Origin of the sequence: Microbacterium esteraromaticum (genome assembly GCF_017303215.1) — a bacterium.
Taxonomy (GTDB): Bacteria; Actinomycetota; Actinomycetes; order Actinomycetales; family Microbacteriaceae; genus Microbacterium; species Microbacterium esteraromaticum_C.
Map to the genome: position 1 here is coordinate 904,450 of NZ_JAEMWU010000001.1, position 21,871 is coordinate 926,320.

Annotated in this window: 18 protein-coding genes and 1 tRNA gene; 9 read left to right on the forward strand and 10 right to left on the reverse strand. The window is 68.1% G+C overall.

Going from position 1 to position 21,871, the window contains the following annotated elements:
* Positions 1-10 precede the first annotated feature (10 nt).
* From JF543_RS04140 to JF543_RS04160, 5 genes are all read right to left on the reverse strand, one after another.
* Entirely contained in the window at positions 11-1,420 is a 1,410-nt protein-coding gene (locus tag JF543_RS04140) for a rhamnulokinase (RefSeq protein WP_206821130.1), read from the reverse strand.
* Positions 1,417-3,453 (reverse strand): bifunctional aldolase/short-chain dehydrogenase, encoded by a 2,037-nt coding sequence (locus JF543_RS04145; RefSeq protein ID WP_206821129.1) that lies wholly within the window; start codon positions 3,451-3,453, stop codon positions 1,417-1,419. The genes JF543_RS04140 and JF543_RS04145 overlap by 4 nt, the downstream gene beginning before the upstream one ends.
* Positions 3,454-3,529: 76 nt before the next feature.
* The gene (locus JF543_RS04150; RefSeq protein ID WP_206822805.1) at positions 3,530-4,828 is read right to left on the reverse strand and encodes an MFS transporter; all 1,299 of its coding nucleotides are present in this window, start codon (positions 4,826-4,828) and stop codon (positions 3,530-3,532) included.
* A gap of 1 nt (position 4,829) precedes the next feature.
* Positions 4,830-5,993, reverse strand: a complete 1,164-nt coding sequence (rhaI, locus tag JF543_RS04155; RefSeq protein WP_206550561.1) for an L-rhamnose isomerase — start codon at positions 5,991-5,993, stop codon at positions 4,830-4,832.
* The gene (locus JF543_RS04160; RefSeq protein ID WP_206821127.1) at positions 5,990-6,370 is read right to left on the reverse strand and encodes an L-rhamnose mutarotase; all 381 of its coding nucleotides are present in this window, start codon (positions 6,368-6,370) and stop codon (positions 5,990-5,992) included. Before JF543_RS04160 ends, rhaI begins: the two co-directional genes overlap by 4 nt.
* A 148-nt stretch (positions 6,371-6,518) precedes the next feature.
* Between JF543_RS04160 and JF543_RS04165 the strand changes: the two genes are divergently transcribed.
* From JF543_RS04165 to JF543_RS04175, 3 genes are all read left to right on the forward strand, one after another.
* A complete protein-coding gene (locus tag JF543_RS04165) occupies positions 6,519-7,532 on the forward strand; it encodes a LacI family DNA-binding transcriptional regulator (RefSeq protein ID WP_206821126.1) in 1,014 nt (337 codons plus the stop codon).
* A gap of 57 nt (positions 7,533-7,589) precedes the next feature.
* A tRNA-Ser gene (locus JF543_RS04170) sits at positions 7,590-7,681 on the forward strand.
* A 154-nt stretch (positions 7,682-7,835) separates the two neighbouring features.
* Positions 7,836-8,468, forward strand: coding sequence for a hypothetical protein (locus tag JF543_RS04175; protein WP_206821057.1), 633 nt, complete (start codon positions 7,836-7,838; stop codon positions 8,466-8,468).
* Positions 8,469-8,477: 9 nt separating this feature from the next.
* Here JF543_RS04175 and JF543_RS04180 read toward each other — a convergent pair whose 3' ends face one another.
* Positions 8,478-10,568, reverse strand: coding sequence for a bifunctional lysylphosphatidylglycerol flippase/synthetase MprF (locus JF543_RS04180; protein WP_206821056.1), 2,091 nt, complete (start codon positions 10,566-10,568; stop codon positions 8,478-8,480).
* A 218-nt stretch (positions 10,569-10,786) separates the two neighbouring features.
* Between JF543_RS04180 and JF543_RS04185 the strand changes: the two genes are divergently transcribed.
* From JF543_RS04185 to JF543_RS04210, 6 genes are all read left to right on the forward strand, one after another.
* Positions 10,787-11,845 (forward strand): extracellular solute-binding protein, encoded by a 1,059-nt coding sequence (locus JF543_RS04185; protein ID WP_206821055.1) that lies wholly within the window; start codon positions 10,787-10,789, stop codon positions 11,843-11,845.
* A gap of 26 nt (positions 11,846-11,871) precedes the next feature.
* Positions 11,872-12,864 (forward strand): ABC transporter ATP-binding protein, encoded by a 993-nt coding sequence (locus JF543_RS04190; protein WP_206822806.1) that lies wholly within the window; start codon positions 11,872-11,874, stop codon positions 12,862-12,864.
* A complete protein-coding gene (locus JF543_RS04195) occupies positions 12,861-14,633 on the forward strand; it encodes an ABC transporter permease (protein WP_347401087.1) in 1,773 nt (590 codons plus the stop codon). The genes JF543_RS04190 and JF543_RS04195 overlap by 4 nt, the downstream gene beginning before the upstream one ends.
* Complete coding sequence (locus JF543_RS04200) at positions 14,630-15,523, forward strand: hypothetical protein (RefSeq protein ID WP_206821053.1); 894 nt, start codon at positions 14,630-14,632, stop codon at positions 15,521-15,523. The genes JF543_RS04195 and JF543_RS04200 overlap by 4 nt, the downstream gene beginning before the upstream one ends.
* Positions 15,520-16,377 (forward strand): endonuclease/exonuclease/phosphatase family protein, encoded by an 858-nt coding sequence (locus tag JF543_RS04205; protein ID WP_206821052.1) that lies wholly within the window; start codon positions 15,520-15,522, stop codon positions 16,375-16,377. The genes JF543_RS04200 and JF543_RS04205 overlap by 4 nt, the downstream gene beginning before the upstream one ends.
* A gap of 79 nt (positions 16,378-16,456) precedes the next feature.
* A complete protein-coding gene (locus JF543_RS04210) occupies positions 16,457-17,473 on the forward strand; it encodes a substrate-binding domain-containing protein (protein ID WP_206821051.1) in 1,017 nt (338 codons plus the stop codon).
* 24 nt (positions 17,474-17,497) lie between these two features.
* Here the strand turns inward: JF543_RS04210 and JF543_RS04215 are convergent, their stop codons facing one another.
* From JF543_RS04215 to JF543_RS04230, 4 genes are all read right to left on the reverse strand, one after another.
* Positions 17,498-18,238 (reverse strand): potassium channel family protein, encoded by a 741-nt coding sequence (locus JF543_RS04215; RefSeq protein ID WP_206821050.1) that lies wholly within the window; start codon positions 18,236-18,238, stop codon positions 17,498-17,500.
* Positions 18,239-18,299: 61 nt separating this feature from the next.
* Positions 18,300-19,922 (reverse strand): amidohydrolase, encoded by a 1,623-nt coding sequence (locus tag JF543_RS04220; protein WP_206822807.1) that lies wholly within the window; start codon positions 19,920-19,922, stop codon positions 18,300-18,302.
* Between the two features lie 10 nt (positions 19,923-19,932).
* Complete coding sequence (locus JF543_RS04225) at positions 19,933-20,397, reverse strand: VOC family protein (RefSeq protein WP_206822808.1); 465 nt, start codon at positions 20,395-20,397, stop codon at positions 19,933-19,935.
* Positions 20,398-20,501: 104 nt separating this feature from the next.
* Positions 20,502-21,842 (reverse strand): ABC transporter substrate-binding protein, encoded by a 1,341-nt coding sequence (locus JF543_RS04230; protein ID WP_179409147.1) that lies wholly within the window; start codon positions 21,840-21,842, stop codon positions 20,502-20,504.
* Positions 21,843-21,871 lie beyond the last annotated feature (29 nt).

Genomic DNA, 21,871 nt, shown 5'->3' on the forward strand with positions numbered 1-21,871 from the left:
CGTACCCGGGTCAGCGCGGGTCGTAGCGGTGCACGTCCGCCGTTGCCGCGACGAGCGCGCGGAGACCGGCGAGGTCGGCGGGAGCAGCACCGGCTGCGCGCGCCTGCACCAGCACGTTGCCGAGCGCCGTCGCCTCGACGGGGCCGGCGATGACGGGAACACCTGATCTGTCGGCCGTCGCCTGACACAGCAGGCGGTTGAGGGAACCGCCGCCGACGAGATGGATGCTGTCGACCGGGCGACCGGCCAGGGTCGCGGCGTCGGCGATGGCATCCGCAAAGGCCTGCGCAATCGATTCGACGATGGTGCGGACGAACGCCGCCCGCGACGACGGTGCGGCATCGCCGAGCAGCGCGCCGATGCGCGCGGGCATGTCGCCCGGAGCACTGAGCGATGAGTCGTTCGCATCGAACAGCGGCACCGCGCCGGCGGTCGCGGCGGCCTCTGCCAGCAGCGTTGGCAGGTCGATCGGGGCGCCGTCGGATGCCTCCCACTCGCGCAGCGTCTCGCTGAGCAGCCAGAGACCGGTGACGTTGTGCAGAAAGCGGATGCGTCCGTCGACGCCGAGCTCATTGGTGAAGTTCGCGGCGCGGGCGGCATCCGATACGACCGGTTCGGTGAGCTCCAGGCCGACCAGGCCCCACGTGCCGCACGAGATGTAGGCCGCGTGCGGCGTCGACAGGGGGGCCGCGGCGACGGCCGAAGCGGTGTCGTGCGAGGCGACGGCGACGACGGGAAGGTCGCGGGCGATCCGCGCCGCGAGCTCGGGGCGGATGCGACCGATCGTCTCACCCGGATCGACCAGGCCCGGCAGGATGCCGGTGGGAATGCCGAGGCGCTCTGCAAGCTCGAGATCCCACTGCGCATCGTCGACGCGCAGCAGCCCGGTGGTCGAGGCGTTCGTGCGCTCGGCGACTCGTCGTCCCGTGAGCAGGAAGGCGAGCAGGTCGGGCACGAGCAGCGCCGTGTCGGCGTCGCTCAGCAGGGCATCCACCCGGTACTGGTAGAGCGTGTTGAACGGCAGGAACTGCAGACCGTTGCGACGGTAAAGCTCTTCGAAGGGGACGACTGCGTGCACCGCCTCGACGCCGCGCGCGGTGCGATCGTCGCGGTAGTGGAACGGTTCGGCCAGCAGATCGCCATCGTGCAGCAGGCCATAGTCGACCGCCCACGAGTCGATGCCGATGCTCTCGATCGTGGGCTCACGCCGCACGGCCTCGGCGAGTCCGTCGAGCACGTGCTCGTACAGGGCGCCGAAGTCCCAGTGCAGGCCATCGGCCCGCTGCACCGGACCGTTCGAAAAACGCGTCACGAGTTCGAGATCGAGCGCGTCGGTGCCGACGCGCCCGATCATCACCCGTCCGCTCGTCGCGCCGAGGTCGACGGCGGCGAACGAGCGGACGACTGCTGACGCCGTCATCGCAGGAATGCCGCCGCGACGCCCGAGTCGACGGGGATGTGCAGACCGGTCGTACGGCTCAGCTCGGGGCCGGTCAGCACGTACACGGCGTCGGCGACGTTCTCGGGAACGACCTCGCGCTTGAGGATGGTACGGTTGGCGTAGAACTGGCCGAGGTCCTCTTCGGCGACGCCGTAGGTGGCAGCGCGGTTGGCGCCCCATCCGGAGGCGAAGATGCCCGACCCGCGGACGACGCCGTCGGGGTTGATGCCGTTGACGCGGATGCCGTGCTCGCCGAGTTCGACGGCGAGCAGTCGCACCTGGTGCGCCTGGTCGGCCTTGGTCGCCGAGTAGGCGATGTTGTTGGGGCCCGCGAAGACGGAGTTCTTCGACGAGATATAGATGATGTCGCCGCCGAGCTGCTGAGCGATCAGGGCTTTCGCCGCGGCCTTCGAGACCAGGAACGAGCCCTTGGCCATCACATCGTGCTGCAGATCCCAGTCCTTCTCGGTGGTCTCCAGCAGCGGCTTCGACAGTGACAGGCCCGCGTTGTTGACCACGAGGTCCACGCCACCGAACGCGAGCACGGCCTCATCGAGAGCCGCCTGGACGGCATCCGCATCGGCGACGTTCGCGGCGACGCCGATCGCGACATCCGTGCCGCCGAGTTCGGCGGCCGCGGCCTGCGCCTTGGCGAGGTCGAGGTCGGCGATCACGACGCAGGCGCCCTCGGCGGCCAGGCGCGTGGCGATGGCCTTGCCGATGCCCGAGGCGGCGCCGGTGACGAAGGCGATCCGGCCCTGGTGGCTCTTGGGCTTGGGCATCCGCTGCAGCTTGGCCTCTTCGAGCGCCCAGTACTCGATGCGGAACTTCTCAGCATCCGAGATCGGGGCGTACGTCGAGAGCGCCTCGGCGCCGCGCATGACATTGATGGCGTTGACGTAGAACTCGCCCGCGACGCGAGCGGTCTGCTTGTTCGCGCCGTACGAGAACATTCCGACGCCGGGGATCAGCACGATCAGCGGGTCGGCGCCGCGGATCGCAGGGGAGTCAGCGGTCGCGTGCGCGTCGTAGTAGGCCTGGTAGTCGGCGCGGTACTCGGCGTGCAGCTCGTGCAGCCGAGCGATCTGCTCATCGACGGTGGCGGTCACCGGCAGGTCGAGGATCAGCGGCTTGACCTTGGTGCGCAGGAAGTGATCGGGGCAGCTGGTGCCGAGGGCGGCCAGCGCCGGGGCCTTCTCGGATGCCAGGAAGTCGAGCACCACGTCACTGTCGGTGAAGTGACCGACCATGGGCTTGTCGTGGCTGGCGATGCCGCGGATGGTGGGGGCGAGGGCAGCGGCGCGGGCGCGGCGTTCGGCGTCGGGCAGCGCGGTGAAACCGGCGCGCGCTGCACCGAGCGGGGCGGGGCGTCCGTGCTCGGCGATGTAGGCCGCGGCGGTGTCGATGATCCACAGCGAGTTCGCCTCGGCCTCGTCCGAGGTGTCGCCCCAGGCGGTGATGCCGTGCCCGCCGAGGATTGTGCCGATCGCCTGCGGGTTCTGCTTCTTGATCTCGGCGATGTCGAGACCGAGCTGGAAGCCGGGGCGTCGCCACGGCACCCACACGACCTTGTCGCCGAAGATCGTCGCGGTCAGCGCTTCGCCGTCGGCCGCGGTCGCGATCGCGATGCCCGAGTCGGGATGCAGATGATCGACGTGCGCGGCGTCGACCAGCCCGTGCATGGCCGTGTCGATCGACGGCGCTGCACCGCCCTTGCCGTGCAGGCAGAAGTCGAACGCGGCGACCATCTCGTCTTCGCGGTCGAGGCCGGGGTAGACGTCGACGAGCGCGCGCATGCGGTCGAGGCGCAGTACCGCCAGACCCTGTTCGGTGAGCGTGCCCAGGTCGCCCCCGGACCCCTTCACCCACATCAGCTCGACCGGCTGTCCGGTGACCGGGTCGGTGTCGACGCCCTTGGCCGAGGTGTTTCCCCCGGCGTAGTTGGTGTTCTTCGGATCGGCGCCGAGGCGGTTCGACCGTGCGATCAGTGCGGCGGGGGTGGGGGTGGTCATGCGGGGTCCTTTGAGGATGCGATGGTGAGAAGGATGAGGACGAGGGGGCGGCGTGGCGCCCGCCCCCTCGTGGTGGTCAGCGTGCGCTGGCCACCGGCTCGCCGTAGCGCTCGCGCTCGATCTCGTCGAGCGACTTGCCTTCGGTCTTGGGCGCCCAGATCGTGCCGATCAGCAGAGCCGCGACCAGCAGACCGATGATGAGCAGGCCGAGCTTGCCGAGGCCCATCGACTCCAGCAGCACGGGGAAGACCAGGCTGAGCAGGCCGACCATGACGCGGGCGAGCATGAAGAGCATGCCCTGGGCGCTGGCGCGGTAGCGGGTCGCGAACAGTTCAGCCGTCCACAGGCCGTAGAAGGCCTGCGCGCCGACACCGGCCGAGATACCCCACGCGGTGGCGAAGAACAGCAGCGAGAACATTCCGGGAGGGGCGTAGATCAGCACGATCCAGGCGATGACGCCCAGCAGTGCGCCGCCGAAGTACAGCCAGCGGCGGCTGACCCGGTCGCCGTAGCGCATGAATCCGAAGTACGTCGCCGCGGCGGTCAGCGTCCAGACGAGCACCTGCAGCAGGTTCTGCTGGGTGGCATCCTCGAGCCCGGCCGCCTCGTAGACGCGCGGCTGGAAGATACCGGCCTGCCCGGCGACGGTGTTCCACAGGCCATACACGCCGAGCAAGAAGGCCAGCGCGCCGAGGTTCTTCTTGTTCGACAGCAGTGCGCCGATGCCCGAGAACAGCGACACCTTCTGGCCGCTGGCGCGCTCGGCCTCGCGCTGCTCCTTCCAACGGCGCGACTCGGGGAGTCCGCGACGCACCCACCACGTGATCGCGGCGATGACGAAGAGGTGGAAGAAGATCAGACGCGCGCCGACGATGCCGAGCGGGCCGACGATCACGGCGAGCAGGAAGCCCACGGCCGGGCCGATCGACCAGGCCAGCTGGGCCGTGCCGACGTGTGCGGCGCGCTGCTCGCTGGGGGCCTCTTCGGCGATGTAGGTCCACGAAGCGGGCACACCCGCACCGACCGAGATGCCCATCATGATCACGCCGATGAGCAGCATGGTGAAGTTCGTCGAGAACGTCACCACCAGTGCACCGGCCATGAACAGGATGAGGTCGTAGGTGTAGATGAACTTGCGGCCGAGGCGGTCGCAGAGCGGACCGCCGATGGCGGCACCGATCGCGGCGCCGAACGCGTTGGCGCTGAGGGCCGCGACGAGACCGACGGCGGCGTTGTCGAAGCCGAACTCGGCCTGCCACAGCGTGAGGCTGGTGGCGAGAGCGATGATGGCGCCCGCTTCGATGTAGTTCGACATGGCGACGGCGATGGTCGCCTTCCAGGCCGTGAGCGGCCGGCGAATGGAGGTGGTGGTCATGTCAGGCTCCCCATCCTGCCTGGGTTCCGCCGACGCGATCGGCGGCGATCTTCTGCTGGTATCCGGATGCGGCGTACGCGGCCATCGGGTCGGCTGCCAGTCCCCGCGACTCACGCCACTCGGCCAGTGCCGGGCGGACGTCCGTGTAGAACGCGTCCATGAAGACGGCGTTGGCGGCGAGCACATCGCCGCTCTTCTGGGCACTGCTCAGCGCGTCGCGGTCGACGAGCAGGGCGCGCGCGGTCATCTCTTGCACGTTGAGCACCGAGCGGATCTGACCGGGGATCTTGTCTTCGACGTTGTGGCACTGGTCGAGCATGAACGCCACGTCGGGGTTGTTCAGCCCGCCGCCGCGCACCACCTCGAACAGGATGCGGAACAGCTGGAACGGGTCGGCCGCGCCCACGATCAGGTCGTCGTCGGCGTAGAAGCGCGAGTTGAAGTCGAACGAGCCGAGCTTGCCGAGGCGCAGCAGCTGCATGACGATGAACTCGATGTTGGTGCCGGGGGCGTGGTGGCCGGTGTCGAGGCAGACCATGGCCTTGTCGCCGAGAGAGGCGACCTGCGCGTAGCTGGTGCCCCAGTCGGGAACATCGGTGTGATAGAACGCCGGTTCGAAGAACTTGTACTCCAAAACCATGCGCTGCTCGGCGCCGAGACGGGCGTAGATCTTCTCGAGCGAGTCCTGCAGGCGATCCTGGCGACCGCGCATGTCGGCCTGGCCGGGGTAGTTCGACCCATCGGCGAGCCAGATCTTCAGGTCGCGGCTGCCGGTTGCATCCATCACGTCGATGCACGCGAGGTGGTGGTCGATCGCCTTCTGGCGGATCGCCGCGTCTTCGTGCGTCAGCGCACCGAACTTGTAGTCGTCGTCCTGGAAGGTGTTCGAGTTGACGGTGCCGAGCGCGACGCCGTGGTCTTCGGCGTGCCTGCGCAGGGCGTCGAAGTCGCACATGTCCCACGGGATGTGCAGCGCGACGACCGGGGCGAGCGCGGTGTGCTTGTGCACCTGTGCGGCATCCGCGATCTTCTCGAAGGGGTCGCGCGGGGTGCCGGGCGTGCCGAACACCTTGAAGCGGGTACCGGAGTTGCCGAACGCCCACGAGGGGAGTTCGATCGACTGCCGCTCGAGCTGAGAGCGGATGTCGGGTGTGAGGATGCTCACGATGGACTGCTTTCGTTGTCGGGGGTGGATGCGGGAACGTCGGATGCCGAGGCGAGCTGGGCGTCCAGATTGAAGACTTCGGGCAGGCGCGTCGCGGCCTGGTCGGGACGACCGTCGAGCCCGATGAAGAACCGGCTCATCTCGGCCTCCCAGCGCGTCGCGATGGGGGATTCGGCGAGGTAGGCCTGGGCGGCTTCGTCGTCGTCGGTCTCGTAGTAGCCGAAGAGGCGGCCGCCGTCGCCGAGGAAGAGCGAGTAGTTGCGGCGGCCGGATGCGGCGATCTCGGCGAGCATCTCGGGCCAGACCGGCGAATGGCGCTCGAGGTACTCGTCGAGCAGTTCAGGGCGCACCTGCAGCTGGAAGGCGACGCGGGGCATGGGTGAATCTCCTCGTTGAGTCCGGCGTGTCTGAATCGTTTCAGAGCACTCTAGGTGCCCGTATCGGGGAAGTCAAAACCGTTGTGCGCGGCGGGTGGAAAGCCTGTCGAGTAGCGTGTGGGGAGGCCGCGGTGGAGGGGGAAGACGGATGGCAGTGGGTGTGAAAGATGTTGCCGTTGCGGCCGGCGTCTCGGTGGGAACCGTCTCGAACGTGCTCAATCGGCCCGAGCTGGTCTCGCCTCGCACGGCTGAGCGCGTGCAGCGGGTCATCGACGAGCTCGGGTTCGTTCGCAATGACGCGGCCCGCCAGTTGCGCGCGGGGCGCAGTCGCAGCATCGGCCTCGTCGTGCCCGACATCGGCAACCCGTTCTTCGCCGAGGTCGCCCGCGGGGCTGAGGACCGCGCCGCTGAAGCGGGGATGACTGTGCTGTTGGGCAACAGCGACGAGAGCGATCAGCGACAGGGCGCCTACCTCGACCTGTTCCTCGAGCAGCGCGTCAACGGAGTGCTGCTGACGCCGACATCCGACGATCTCGCCGTGCTACACCGCCTCGATGCCGGGGGAATGGCGGCCGTGCTCGTCGACCGCGAGGATCGCGGCGGCGCGTTTCCCTCGGTGTCGGTCGACGATGTTGAGGGTGGGCGGCTCGCTGCGGCACATCTGCTTGCCGCCGGCCGTCGGCGCCTCGCGTTCGTCGGGGGACCGTCGTCGGTGCGGCAGGTCGCCGAACGATTGCAGGGGGCGCGAGACGCTGTGGCTGAGGTTGACGGCGCGGTGCTGGAGGTGATCGAGCGTCCGTCGCTGACAGTGCTGCAAGGGCGTGCTGCCGGCGAGGCACTCGTGGCGCGGGATGCTGCGGATCGGCCGGATGCCGTGTTCGCGGCCAACGATCTGCTCGCGGTCGGACTGCTGCAGGCTCTGAGCTTCGGGTCGCAGGTGCGGGTGCCCGACGATATCGCTCTGGTGGGCTACGACGACATCGACTTCGCCGCTGCTGCCGTCGTGCCCCTGAGTTCGGTGCGTCAGCCCGCCCGGCTGATCGGCTGGACCGCCGTTGACCTGCTGCTCAAAGAACTCGAAACGCCGGGCAGCGCTGACAGCGTGCGCTTTCGGCCCGAGCTGATCGCTCGCGCGTCGAGCGCTGCGGTGCTCGATTCGTGACTGGCCCGGTGAACCGTTATGATGGCTAGGCGCGTCCACTCTTCGGAACGGACGCACGGAGACGTCGCATAGTCAGGCCTAGTGCACCACCCTGCTAAGGTGGAGTCCTCGCAAGGGGACCGAGGGTTCAAATCCCTCCGTCTCCGCCATTTTTCCCCTGGTCAGAACCCGTTTTGTGGGTGCGCTTGACCTTGCTCTTCTCGGATGCCGCGCGCCAGCGACTACGTCGCGTGCCTGCGAGACGATCTCTCCGCGTCTCTTGGGTCAGCGAGTCGGATCGTGCACCTTCGGTAGCCTGGGCGCATGCGTGGACGGCGGCTCACATGGTTGGCGGGCGGGATTGGATTGATCGTCTGCGGTGTTTTCGGAATGTCGACGGGTGCCCTGTCGGGAATTCCGGGGGCGAGCACCGTCATCGTGCTGCTGAGCGACCTGTCATGGGCCGCCGCAATCCTGCTCCTCGCTATCGGGCTGGTCCGTGAAGACAGCGTCGTCGCACGCAAGCCGCTGGGCATGGCGGCCGCCGCCGTCGTCGCGCTGTGGCCGGCAATCGACACCCTGGTGAACCTCGCCGCCGGCTCTCAGCTGGGTCCAGACGCGGCGTTCTGGCCGATCTGGAGCTATCTCTCCTGGGTGGTCCCGCTGATGTTCGGGCTGATCGCAGCCACGCAGGTCGCCCGGGCCGGGGTCGTCCCCACCCCTTGGAACTGGGCGCCGCTCTGGGCCCTTGGCATCCGAACGGTCACCTCGCTCATCCCGGCGCTGGTCGCCGTCGCCTCCCCGAACACCTTCATGACGATGGGGGACGTCCTTCCTCTTCTCGGCACCCTCGGCTACGTGCCGATCACCTTCGGGCTCGGAGTCCTGGCCGTAGCCCTCTCCACCCGCACACGTTCGGCGACGGTGCCGGTGTTCGACTCTTGCACCGCCAAGTAGGCGTGCGGGCTACTCGCGTTCGCCGCCGCGCTGAACGAGTTCGAGGCCGGCGCTGGCGAACTGGCGCGCGGTGGCATCCGGAAGGAATGCGCGCGTGAGCGCGAGTCCAATCCGCGGCAGGTCGCCCTCGTCACGGTAGAGCAGGTAGAGCGTCTCGTAGCGGGGATGGAACTTCTCTTTGAAGCGGTGCAGCGAACGGAACCCGTACACCGGCTCGAGCATGTCGGCGAGCTTGTCGCTGAGATCGGCGATCACTCGGGCATCCGGCGGGTACTCGTGCGCCAGCGGCGCACCCGACAGTGACAGGATCTCGGCGCCCTCGTCGCGGAAGTGAGCGGCCGACATGCCGATGAGGTACTCCATGACCGGGGGGAACCCTCCGTCGCGGCGCCGCATCAGATCCAGCGTCCACCCGCGTACCCGACCCTCGCCGTAGACCGGCAGCCACGACAGGAATCCGTCGACGTCGCCGTTGGGAGCGAGCGCGAGGGCGATCCGCACCTCGGGGTCTTCGGCCTGCTCCAGCGAACCGAGGGTGAAGCCCATCTCGGGCAGCCCCTTGTCGCCGACCCACATCTCCGAGATCGCATGCAGCTGCGCGCGCACGCCCCACGACTCGTCGCGCAGCGTCGACATGCGGAACGTCATCTCTTCGCGTCCGGCCCGGTTCATCGAGGTGCGGATGGATGCCCATCGCTTGCCCGTGTACTCCAGGCCGGGCAGGTCGACGATGGTGTCGTCGGCCACGACGAGACTGCGCCACGTCGCAGGAACGGCAGCGCGGGTGGCCTCCCCGGCGCTGAAGAAGCAGGGTGCGAGGCCGGCGCGCTCGGCGTCGTCGATGAACTCCGCGACCGACGCGGCGCGCCCTTCTTCTGGGCCGAGAGGATCGGCGAGGGCCAGCGCGACACCGGCGCGCTGTTGATACGCGACGGACCCGTGCTCGGTGTGGGTCGTCGACATCCCCTCCCACGTCGTCATCCACGACAGCGTGCCGCCACCATGGGCGCGCAGCAGCTTCTTCGTCTCGTCGTGGTCGGTGGGATGCCCGGGAGACAGTGTGCGCCTGTGGCGCGGCGGGAAGGCTGCGCGGACCCACACCAGGTAGATGAACACGGCGAGAGCGACGCCCGCCGTGGCGATCGTCAGCGCCACGCCACCGTCGAACGCCGCGTGGACATCGGCCTGGTCAGCGGCCGCGAGCAACGCAAGCAACAGCACGCCGAGCAGGGCGTTGATGCCCAGCAGTACAAGCGAGACGACCCACGCCCAGCGACGCGCCCTGCGCAGCCCGTCGGCGATGAGCACGACGACCAATGTCTCGACCACTGTCGTCCACCACGGGCCGGCCAGCGGCGCCGAGGTGCCGAACGGGCCGTCGGTGGGCACGAAGGCGAAGATCACCTGAGTCGCCGCGAACGCGAGCACGCCGATGAAGGCGATGAACCGTTGCTCGCGCACGGTCGCACGCTGCACGTGCAGCGAGCGGTCGACCAGCAGGACCAGGGCGAGCGCGACCGCGTGCTCGAGGTCGGCGACGGTGCCCAGGAATAGCAGTCCGATCGTGGCCACGGCGATCAGCAGCAGAAGCACCCGCACCCGCCAGGGCGACGCGAACAGTGCGGCGGCAGCGGCCATGCAGGCGAACGCTCCGCCGCTGGGGCCCACATCCAGGGTCGCCGCCTGCTCTGCCGCCCACGCCCAGTTCGGAATGAGTGCGAACATCCACAGCAGCAGTGCGGAGGTGAAGATCGCGAAGAGCTGGCCGATCGCGAAGTACGCCGCGGCGACCTTCCACCCGCGCAGGTACTCGAGCACCGCGAAGCCCCACAGGATGAGGAGCGTGGGAATGTACACCAGCGGTTGCACGACGAAGAAGGTTCCGGTGAGTGGCGTCCACCAGCGTCCCGCCTCCAACGCGGGTAGGCCATAGGCCACGGCTTCGAATGCCGCGCTGTCTTCGAACGGTCGCCAGAGCCCTTGCGAGACGATGCCGCAGGCCAGCAGGATCGCGATGAACGCGATGGTCGCCGGTAGCCGGCGGAGCACGCTCAGGAAGGGTCTGGTGCTCGGCTGCGTGGGCTTCTCTGCGTCGCGCATGCACAACACGATAGCGATGGCGGTCGACTGGTGGGTGGTTGAACTCCACGTGCTCACGCCTGCCGCTGCGGCGCGGCGTCGCACGAGCCCGCCGTCGCGTTCCTTTTCTGTTCATCTTCGAGCTACGTGCGCGACGTGTTGGGGTCGTACGTTCGGGAACGTTCCCGCCTCGGGAACGTTCCCGAACGCGTGATCCCTTGATCTGAAGGAGCACTTCTATGCATGCACGACGCACCACCCTGATCGCCGCTGCAGCAGCGGCGGCATTCACCCTCGCCGGCTGTTCCGCGGCGTCCCCCTCGGCGCTGCCCGCCGACGGGGAAGACGGCGGATCGCTCGTCGTCTATGCCCCCATGGACGACGCCCGAATCGACTTCGTGACAGAGCAGGCCAAGGAAGACCTCGGCATCGAACTGACGATCGTCGGCGGCGGTGGAGGCGATCTGGCGACCCGTCTGGAAGCCGAGAAGAACAACGCGCAGGCCGACGTGGTCGTCGGACTCGGCGAATCCTTGCTGAACCGGCTGGACGCGCAGGACATGTTCGACCACTACACGCCCGCATGGGCAGACCTGATCCCTGAGCAGTTCCGCGACGACGATGCCGGCTTCTCGCTGTTCACGCAGACGCCGATCGTCATCGGCTACGACACTGCTCACCTCGGCAACGCTGAGGCGCCCGACGCATGGCTGGACCTTGCCGCGCCAGAGTACGCCGAGAAGTTCGTCTTTCCCGCAACGACAGGTCAGACGGGTCAGGCCGCCATCGTCGGCATCCTCTGGCGCTATGCCGACCCCGAGACGGGTGAGGTCTCGCCCGAAGGTTGGGACGCGCTGGCTGCAATCCTGCAGAACGCGAAGCAGCTCTCGGATGGTCAGCAGTTCGACTGGGATTGGGTCGCTTCCGGCGAACTGCCTGTGGTCGTCAACTGGCTCGGCGGTGTGCAGATCGGCGCTGACGACAACGACCTGGACATCGCCGTCGTCGACACCGACGGAGGAACACCGTTCGTCTCTACCGGAGTTGCGATCGTCAACGGAACGGATCGTGCAGAACAAGCACAGCGGTTCCTCGACTGGTTCGGCTCGGCGGACTTCCAGGTCGCCTACGTCGAGGCGACCCACAACGACACCCCGCTCAACTCCGACGCCGTCGCGCGGCTTCCCGAAGCCGCTGCCGCTCTGGACTCGCTCACCAAGCAGGACATCGACTGGTCCGTCGTCACCCCGCACCTGACCGAGTGGATGCAGAAGGTCCAGCTCGAGATCCTCGGCTGATCCGAACCGTACGAACAGGAGCCATCATGATCACGATCCGCGACCTCGCTGTCGCCTACGCGGGCAGGGACGTACTGCAGGGGATCGACCTCACGGTCGATGCCGGAGAGTTCGTCACGCTCCTCGGCCCATCCGGGTGTGGCAAGTCCACGCTGTTGCGCGCGATCGCTGGATTCGTGTCGACGCGTGCCGGAGCGATCGAGATCGGCGGTCGTGACGTGACGCGGTTCGATCCGGAGGCGCGCGGTGTCGGGTTCGTGTTCCAGAGCTACGCCCTGTTCCCGCATCTCTCGGTGGAGGACAACGTCGCGTTCGGGCTGGGGGTGAGAGGCATCCGTGGTCGTGAGCGTCGCGAACGCATCGACCAAGCGCTCACGGCCACGGGGCTGACCGCGCACGCACGGGCGATGCCCGCGCAGCTCTCCGGCGGTCAGCAGCAGCGAGTAGCGATCGCCCGCGTACTGGTCACGCGCCCGTCCGTTCTGCTGATGGACGAACCGCTGTCGAACCTTGATGCGACTCTCCGGGTGCGGCTCAGGGCCGAGCTCCAGCGTCTGCATCGCGAGCTCGGCATCACGACGCTGTACGTCACCCATGACCAGGAAGAAGCGTTGTCCCTGTCCGACCGCGTCGCCGTCATGCGAGACGGCGCATTCGACCAGATCGCACCGCCCCGTGAGGTCTACCAGCGGCCGACGACCGAGTATGTGTGCCGGTTCGTCGGAGAGGTGAATGAGCTCGGCGGCGCACTGCGCGCTCTGATCGAGCCGCATGGGGCGACGGCCGTCTTCGTCCGCCCCGAGAACATGAGACTGTCCGTCGTGCCGACACCGCGCACCGTCACCCGTGGCCAAGTGCGTCTGCTCACCTTCCTCGGATCCGCGACCCAGTACGTCATCGACGTCGACGGGCATGAAGTCGTCGCGGTGCTCCCGTCCCGACAGGACGACGATCACGCCGTCGGCGATGAGGTGTACGTCGGCTTCGACGAGGCGGATCTCATCAGGATCGCCTCGTGAGCGCGGTCGTTGAACGCGGTAGCATCCGCGGCGGACGTGCGATGGCGCGTTTCGTGGGCTCCGCCGCCTGGCGTCTGATCGCGTGGGGTATGTTCCTCAGCTGCGCGTGGTTCGTCGTGACATTCCTGTACGTTCCCAACATCGGTGTGCTGCGAGAAGTCATCTTTCCCTCGTCAGGAGACCCGCTCGCGACCGCGGTCGAACTGTTCTCATCAGCGCGTGTGCTCGCAGCCATCCGCGACACGCTCATCGTGACCGCAGTCTCGTTGGTGACAGTCAGCGCGGTCGGGATCACGCAGGCGTTCATCTTGGAGGCGTTCTGCATCCGCGGCAAGGGGTTCCTCACCGTGGCCTACGCGATTCCCCTCGTGTTCGGATCCGTAGCCGCCGTCACGGGATACGTGATGGTGTACGGAGCCGGCGGCCCCATCACCATCGGCCTGCAGCGACTCCTCCCCGGATTACCCGACGATTGGTTCTCGGGCATTCCCGCCGTCATCCTCGTACACACCTTCACGATGACCGGATACCACTTCCTCTTCCTGCGCCCCGCGATCCGTCGTATCGACTTCTCCATGGTCGAGGCCGCTCGCTCGCTGGGGATGAGCCCGGTCCCCGCCTTTGTCCGTGTCGTGCTGCCCGTGCTGCGGCCCATGATCGTGGCCTCGCTGCTCATGGTGCTGATCGGATCGCTCGGGTCGTTCGCCGCCCCCAACATCCTCGGTGGGGGGAGCTTCACCATGGTGGGTCCGCTCATCCGCACCCTCACCTCGCTCGGACGCCCCGACATGGCAGCGCTTCTGGGCGTACTGCTGGCACTGGCGACGGTCGGCCTACTGGCTTGGGCGCTCCGCGCAGAACGTCGCGCGAGCCTCTTCTCGGCGGCGAAGAGCACACGTCCGTTCCAGCCGACCCGCGTGGGCAATCCCATCGGCCGAGCGACCTTGTACGCAGTGGCGTACGCCCTCGCCCTGGTCAACATGCTGCCGGTTCTCGTCACCGTGCTCATGGCGTTCTCGCCCGTGGAGGCGATCCGCAACGGGCAGCTGTGGGGCGGACTCACGCTCGACAACTTCGCAACGGTCTTCGGAGACAGCGGCGCTGTTGCGCCGCTGGTCAACTCCTTGCTGCTGTGCGTCATTGCGATCCCCGTCGCCCTGACTATCGGCACGGCACTGTCGCACTTCGTCGATCGACACCGCGGCGCAGCCACCGATGCGCTGCAGATGACCTTCTTCCTGCCCTACTTCTTGCCAGGAGTCCTCATCGCCCTGGGGTTCTTGATCGTCTTCGGTGCGCCGCACGTTCTGACCGGCGGACACGTGCTTGTCGGATCGTTCTGGATCCTGCCGCTGGCCTACGTGGTCATCCTTCTGCCGACCGTGGTCCGATTCGTTCGCGCCGCCGTCGCCGGAGTGGATCCCGCGCTCGACGAGGCAGCGCGGGCGCTCGGCGCACGTTCGCCGCGTCGCTTCGCTCTGATCACTCTGCCGATGCTGGTACCCGTGTTGGTGCAGGTCGCCGCGCTCTCTTTCAACGCGACATTCGACGAGTACACCGTGTCGGTGATGCTCTACAACGTCAACAACCGTCCGCTCGGCGTCGCGATGGGCGCGCTGGCGGCGACGCCTGATCCAGAGCTGGTGGGTGTCGCCACCGCGTACGTCGTGCTGAACACGGTCATCGCGCTGGGCGTGGTGCTCTTCGCCGACCGGATGGCCGCCTGGCAGTCCCGCCGCGTGGTCGGCGCAATGGGAGGGGCACGATGACGCCGGTGTTCCCCGCCGCCGACGGGTATGACGTCGACTCCCTGATCATCGCCGGTGGATGGCCGAGCAACCTCTCGGAGCTGTTCGTCCGCGCCAAAGGACCGGCGCGTCGTTCGGAGGACATCGTGGCCGTCTCGGACGACTACGTCGCCGTGATCGATGGGATGTCCAGCCCGCTGCGGGGCGACGGCAGGCCCGCGAGCGGACGCGAGTTTGCTCGCGCCATCGGCACGGCGCTCACCGCGTTGCCGGGCGACCTCGACGCGCGTGAGTGCGTGGATCTGCTCACTGCGGCGGTCGGGCGCATCACGGCGGCACACGCCGGACCGGCGGGCGCGGTCGCCGCGATCTACTCGGTGCGACGCCACCAGGTGTGGCGCATCGGCGACGTGCATGTGCGGGTAGGGCGGCACGCATTCCCCGCCCAGAAGGGCATCGACGATGCGCTCGCCGCTTTCCGCGCCGCCTACAACCTCGCCCTCCTCGCGGGCGGTGCCTCCGTCGCCGAGATCATCGAGACCGACCCCGGGTTGCGCGCTGCGTTTCCGCTTCTCGAAGTGCAGCCGGCGCTGGCGAATGCGCGCTCTCCACTCGGCTACGGCGTGTTCGACGGGACGCGTGTACCGAGCCGGTTCATCGAGGTGTTCGACGTGGGGGAGAGTGACGAGGTGGTGCTCGCCAGCGACGGCTATCTCGCGCCCGATCGCAGTCTTCGCAAGGCGGAAGACCATCTGCGGCACGCGCTCGACACCGACCCCGCAGCGCTCGGCGCACTCGCCGCAATGGCCAAGCCATTGCTCCCCGGCGCCTGGTCCGCAGACGATCGCAGCTACGTGCGCCTGACCTCATACCGTCCCGAAACCGATTCCGACGAAAGCAGCCTTCCGTGAACGAGAACCTTCGCATCCTGACCTGGAACGTCCTCTACCGCGACGTCGATGCCCGACTGCCTCTGCTGGTGCCACGGGTCGAGGCGATCCGCCCCGATGTCTTCCTCGTGCAGGAGACGACCGCTGCGCATGCCCGCGCACTCGCCTCGGCGACGGGCATGCATCTCGTCGCCGAGGGAGAACGCACTCACCCCACCGCACCCACGATCAACGCCATCCTTGCCGCGGAGCCTCCGATGCGTGCGGCCTCGCACACGATCGATGCGGGGGCTCGCTGCACCTATCTGACGGCTGACTGGCAGGTCGGAAGCACGCTCCTGAGGGTCGGCACAACACACCTGCGACACACCCATCAGGCGGGGCGCATGGGCGTCGATTCTGGCTACCGCGCGGTCGCGCGTGGCGCGGACGCCGCTGCGATCGCCTCGGATTCCATCCGCGAGAGCGTCTCCATGCGTCTGGCGCAGCTCGCCGAGATCCGCCGTCTGCGGGAACAGGACGCCGTCGACGCGGAGGTGCTGACCGGCGATCTCAATTTCGTGCCCGATGGCGCCGAGTACGGTGAGATCGTTTCGTGGGGCTTGAATGATGCCTGGCGCGCCGCACCGCGGCTGGGGTCGGGAGCGACGATCGTCGAGCGCAACGATCTCATTGGTGACGGCCGCGGCGTGTACCGCGATCTTCGCGACGGCACCATGCCGGGTGCCGGCGGTGATCTTGACTACACCCTCGACTACCAGTTCTCGCGTGGCGCGATCGACGTCGGGCACGCCTGGATCGTGGGAGATGTCGATCCGGGGGAGAGCTTCCCCAGCGACCACCTCGGGATCGTCGTCGAGTACCGGATCGACTGACACGAGTGGATTCGTCGGCCGGTGGCGGCACGAAGTGGGACACTACGTTCTGGTGCACGACGATCGAGAGGGGGCACGTGTGGATCAACGACTGAGCGCGTCGGCGCATGGTGACAGCGGCCACGCCTCGATCATCGACGTGGCGGCCGTCGCCGGTGTGTCGAAATCGACCGCGAGCAGAGCTCTGCTCGGGCAGCCCGGCGTTTCCGAACGCACGAAAGAGCATGTGCTCGAGACGGCTCGTCGGCTGGGGTATGTCAAAGACCTGCGTGCGCAGTCGCTCAAATCGGGGCGCAGCGACACCGTCGCCATCCTCGTCCGTGCCGTGCAGCTGTCGTACTACGGCGAACTGATCCGCACGGTGCAGGAGACTCTCTCCACGCGGGGCTTCCGTCTCGCTGTCACAATGGCCGACCCGCGCGACGATCGGCCGCTCGACGCCGTGATGAGCCTGAGGCCGGAGGGCGTGATCATCGCATCGGGGCGGGTCGGTCTCGACGACTTCGCCGATCTCTCCGACGTGCCGGTCGTGGTAGTCGGGCCTGACGCGGTTCCCCCACGGCTGAGCGCGATCTCCGATGACGGGTCCGGCGTCGAGGCCCTGATCGATCTCGTGGTGGCGGAGGGGCACCAACAGATCGGAGTGATCGATTTCCCCCGATCGCGCTCGGCGACCCTCGGGGCGCGGTCGGATGCGTTCATCAGGGCTGTCCGGTCGCACGGTATCGACCCCCTGATCATCCCTGCGGAAGCCGACGGCGATGGACCGGACCCCCGGGCACTCCGAACAGTCGCGAGTGACGCCACGGTCGTGGTCTGCCCCAGCGATCCGATCATGGTGCGCACCTGGGAGCTGTTGCACTCCTGGGGTCTCGATGTGCCGGAGGACATCTCGCTCACCGGATACGACGGTCTTGGTGATCTTGCTCGCCCGGTGATCGGCGCGACGACGTGGATGCAACCGGTCGAGGCCATGGGGCGCGCGGCGGCCGAAGAGATCATGGCGCGCATCGGCGGGCGGCACGAGCCGACACGACGGCAGTTCCGCGGCTCGATGATCAGAGGGCGAACGCTGAAGAACGTCGGTCACGTTTGAGAAGTTCATCCCTACGGGGGTGCACTACTCGGAGCGGTCGCTGCGATCCCGCCGCGTGGGCCGCGCGGGCGGCTCGTGCGATGCGGCCTGGCGGATGCGATCGGTGAGTGCCGAGACGACCGTCGCGCTCGTCACGCCGATCACGACGAGGCCACCGAGCATCAGCCCGACGGCGATGATGCGGCCGAGTGCGGTGATCGGCACGAGGTTGCCGTATCCGACGGTGGTGATGGTGGTGAACCCCCAGAAGAGAGCATCGTCGAAGCTCAGGATGGTCGCGCCGGCGGCATTGCGTTCGACCAGCCACACGGCCCACGAGGCGAGGTAGACGAACATCAGGGTGAACAGTGTGAGCGTGACCATGTAGCGGATGCGCTGCTTGGCGGGGCTGCCGTAGCGGAACACCGGCAGTCGCCACACGTAGACGACGATCAGCAGGGGGCGGATGAACGGCAGCACGAGCGTCACCAGCTCGAAGACACGGGAACGCACGAACTCCCGTCGGGCAGCGCCCGCGATCGCGAGCCGCACCAGGTAGTCGGCGATGAAGCCCAGCCACAGCAGGACCGCGACCAGTGCGGCGGCCGCACGCGCCAGCACCGACGAGTCCTGCACCGCCACGACCCAGGTCGAGGCGCCGAGCATCACCACCGCAGCGGCGAACAGCGGCCACGCCGTGAGGTCCTCCCACCGGACGACCCGTGCGAGGGAGGAGTCCGCGTCGGATTGCTCGGAGAGCGGGCGGTCATCGGCGCGCGTGTCCATCGCCACACACTAAAGCCAACGGTGCCCCGGCGGAAGTCCCACCGGGCCCGCCCCTCTCTTCCTACGCCTGATAGACGGTGCGCCCGCCGACGATCGTGCGCTGCACGGTGATGTCGGCGATGGTGCTCGGGTCGACCTCGGCGGGGTCGGCGTCGAGCACCACCAGGTCGGCGAACTTGCCGACCTCGATGGTGCCGGTCGTGTCGTCGGCGTGCACCTGCCAGGCCGCGTCGACCGTCTTCGCCTTCAGCGCTGTGTGCACGTCGACGGCTTCGGCCGCGTTGAGCGGCAGCCCGCTGCCACGGCGGATGCGGGTGACCTGCGTCTGCACCTCGCGCAGCGGCTCGAAGTCGGTCACCGTGTAGTCGCTGTGGGTGCTCACGCGCAGCCCCCGGCGTCGCGCGCCCGCGACCGGATCGAGCAGCTGTGCCTTCTCGGCGCCGACGATGCGCTCCTCGAACGCATCACCCCAGTAGTACAGGTGGCCGATCAGAAAGCTCGGGCTGAGCCCGAGCGCCGCCATCCGGTCGAGGTGCTCGGCGTGCGCGAACGAGCAGTGCTCGATGCGATCGCGATGGTCCATGCCGCTGCGCCCGTCCAGCGCTTGCTCGTAGGCGTCGATCGTCTCGTCGATCGCGGCGTCGCCATTGGCGTGCACCATCACCTGCCAGCCGTGCGCGTGCGCGGTGCGGATGCGGTCGACCAGCGCCGCGTGGTCGTAGTTCGGTGCGCCGCGGAAGTCGCGTCCCTGGTAGTTCTCGCGCTGGAAACCGCTGCGCCCCTGGTTCGATCCGTCGCTGATGATCTTCCAGGCGATCGCGCGGCACATGTCGTCACCGGTGAACGGCGTCAGGCCGTTGGCGATCGCGGCATCCATGGCGTAGTCGTGCACCGCGAAGGTGACACGCCCCGCCAAGCGAGGCGCGAGCTGCAGCAGCAGGTCGACCTCTTGCGGGCCGATGGTCAGGCCCGTGCCGGCGTCGTGCGTGCGCGTGTAGCCGCGCTCGGCCGCATGCTGATTGATGCGCACGATGTTGTCGAGCAGTCGCTCCTGGCTCAGCGGGGGCACGACCCGCATCATCGCCATCATGGCGGGCACCTCGCCCAGGCTGCCGTTCAGGCGTCCGCTGTCGTCGCGGCCGAACGTGCCGCCCTCGGGATTCTCGACGTCTTCAGAGATGCCCGCCGCGGCCAGTGCCGCCGAGTTCACGTACGCGAAGTGCAGCGACGCGTTCATCACCATGATCGGGCGGTCGGGGCTGACCTCGTCGAGCACATCGCGGGTGAGTTCGCGCTCGCCGTCGACGAGCGCGGGATCATACAACCGGCCGAGCACCCAGTCGCCCTGCGCCGGCTGCGCCTCACGCAGACGAGCCAGCACGTCGTCGAACGTGGCGCCGTCGCGCGTGCTGCAGTCGACCCAGTCGAGCTGCATCGCCGACGCCCAGTAGTGCATGTGCGGTTCGACGAACCCGGGGTAGACGACGCCGTCGGTGACGGTCAGCACCTCTGTGTCGGCGGTGGCGAGCGCGCGGATGGCGTCGGTCGTTCCGATCGCCGTGATCCTGCCGCCGGTCACCGCGATGGCCTCGGCTTCTGGGCGGTCGGCATCCATCGTGCGGATGCGACCGGTCACGATCAGATCCGGTCCTGAGCTGCGCCGATCGGGAGAAGAGTCTGTCATGAGCGACAACCTATCGCGGACGCTCGTCGTCGGTGACGAAACCCTCTCGCTCCGACCGCTGCTGCAGCGTCTCCAGCTCTTGGAAGAACGTCACCTGCCAGCCGGCAGGACCCTGCACGCGCGCGTTGAGACTCTGGAACGGCGTGTGCACGGGCTCGGCGATCACCTCGGCGCCACCGTCGCGAGCATCCGCCACCGCTTGTTCGGTGTCGGCCACTTCGAGAGCGAGACGCAGGGTGCCGGGGGAGTGCGGCGCACCCTCGACGGCATCGATGTTGCGCGCGTGTGCCGAGGTGGCGAGCTCGATCGTGGCGATGCCGGCGTGCAGGATCGCGACGCGATCGTCGCCCTCGGTCGCGAACGCGAGCTGCTCGGGCATCCCCAGCACATCGCGGTAGAACCGCAGTGCGGTATCGAAGTCGTCGGTCTCGATGATCAGGCGCAGCTGCGTGGGAGCGTTGGCGTTGTCGGTCATGAGCAACATTCTGCGGGGTGCGCAGCACCCCGGGGCCGGATACCGCGAAGACACAGGAAAGGGGAGGCGGATGCCGGGCATCCGCCTCCCTCGGTGCGACGCGCTCAGCCGGTCGCGACGCAGGCGGCCGAGTAGTCGGTCTGGTCGAACGACGTGCCGGTGTAGAAGCTGTCGACCGTGCGGATGCCGAGGTCGACCTCGGGGTCGGGCGTGCCGATGTTCACGGCCTGGTTGGCGTTGGCCTGCGGGTCACCGCCGTAGGTGTGCTCGGGCAGCAGGCCCGAGAAGTCCACGGTCAGGCCCTCGACGACGGCCGCGATGCCCTCGGGCGTCAGGTCGCCGGCCTCAGCCGCGGCCTCGAGCGCCGCCTTCAGCGGATACCCGATTCCCCAGCCGATGATGTATCCGCCGTTGGTGGGCAGCTCGCCACCGAGCGACTCGCGGATCTCGTCCATCGCAGCGCTTGTGCCGTCCCAGTTCTCGTAGGGCGACATGTGGTTGAACAGTCCGATCAGCGCGGGGGCCGCCGCCGAGTCCAGCAGCGCCGGGTTCCACGTGGGCAGTGCCCCGAGGAAGCGCCCCGAGAATCCGCCCGCGGCCAGCTTGCCGACGATCTCGGCCGTCTCGGCCGGTCCGATGGCGAGCACGACGACGTCGGGCGAACCGGCCAGCACGGCCGACACGACGGCATCCTGGTTTCCGACCACCTGGTTCGGGCCGGTGCCGATCGCCTCGAGGGCGGTCGCCCCGTTCACCTCGGCCCAGCGCTTGACGCCCTCAGCCGAGTCCCCGCCGTAGTCGCCGGGGTAGCCGACGGCCTGCACGGTCGCGGGCGCGTCGTGGTTCTCGCTGAACCAGTCCAGGCCCACCAGTGCCTCGGTGCAGTACGAGTAGCCGGTCTCCAGAAGCAGACCGCCGTCGTTGTCGTCGAACGCGTAGCCCGACCACCACGACGTCGGCACCGTCACCAGACTGCGCTCGATCATGTCGGGCAGTACTGACTCGGTGTTGACCGTACCGAGCGACTGTGCGATACCGGCGATATTGCCGGCGATCTGCTGGTACTGGGCCGCGTGCTCAGCCGCCTGGTACTTCGTGTCGCGCGTGTACGTGTCGATATCGATGTCGTACCCCGAGATGCCGCCGTCCTCGTTGACCTTCTGCCAGAACGCCCGCTGAGCGTCGGTGATCGGTACGGCGAGGGCGGCGAACGGCCCCTCGGTGAGGTCCGACAGGACGCCGAGATAGATGCATCCGTTGTCGGCGTTGACCGCATCCGGACACGGTTCGGCGGTGACGCCGGCGCCCACGGTGATCTCGCCGTCGGCGGTCCCGTCGCCGTCAGAGGTGTCGCCGTCCGGCGACACCTGGGTGCAGGCGGTCAGGACGAGAAGCCCTGCCGCGGTGAGGGCCACTGCCGCGCGGCCTCTTCGACGCATGGTCATGCTGTGCTCCTTCGATTGTGTGTGGTGTT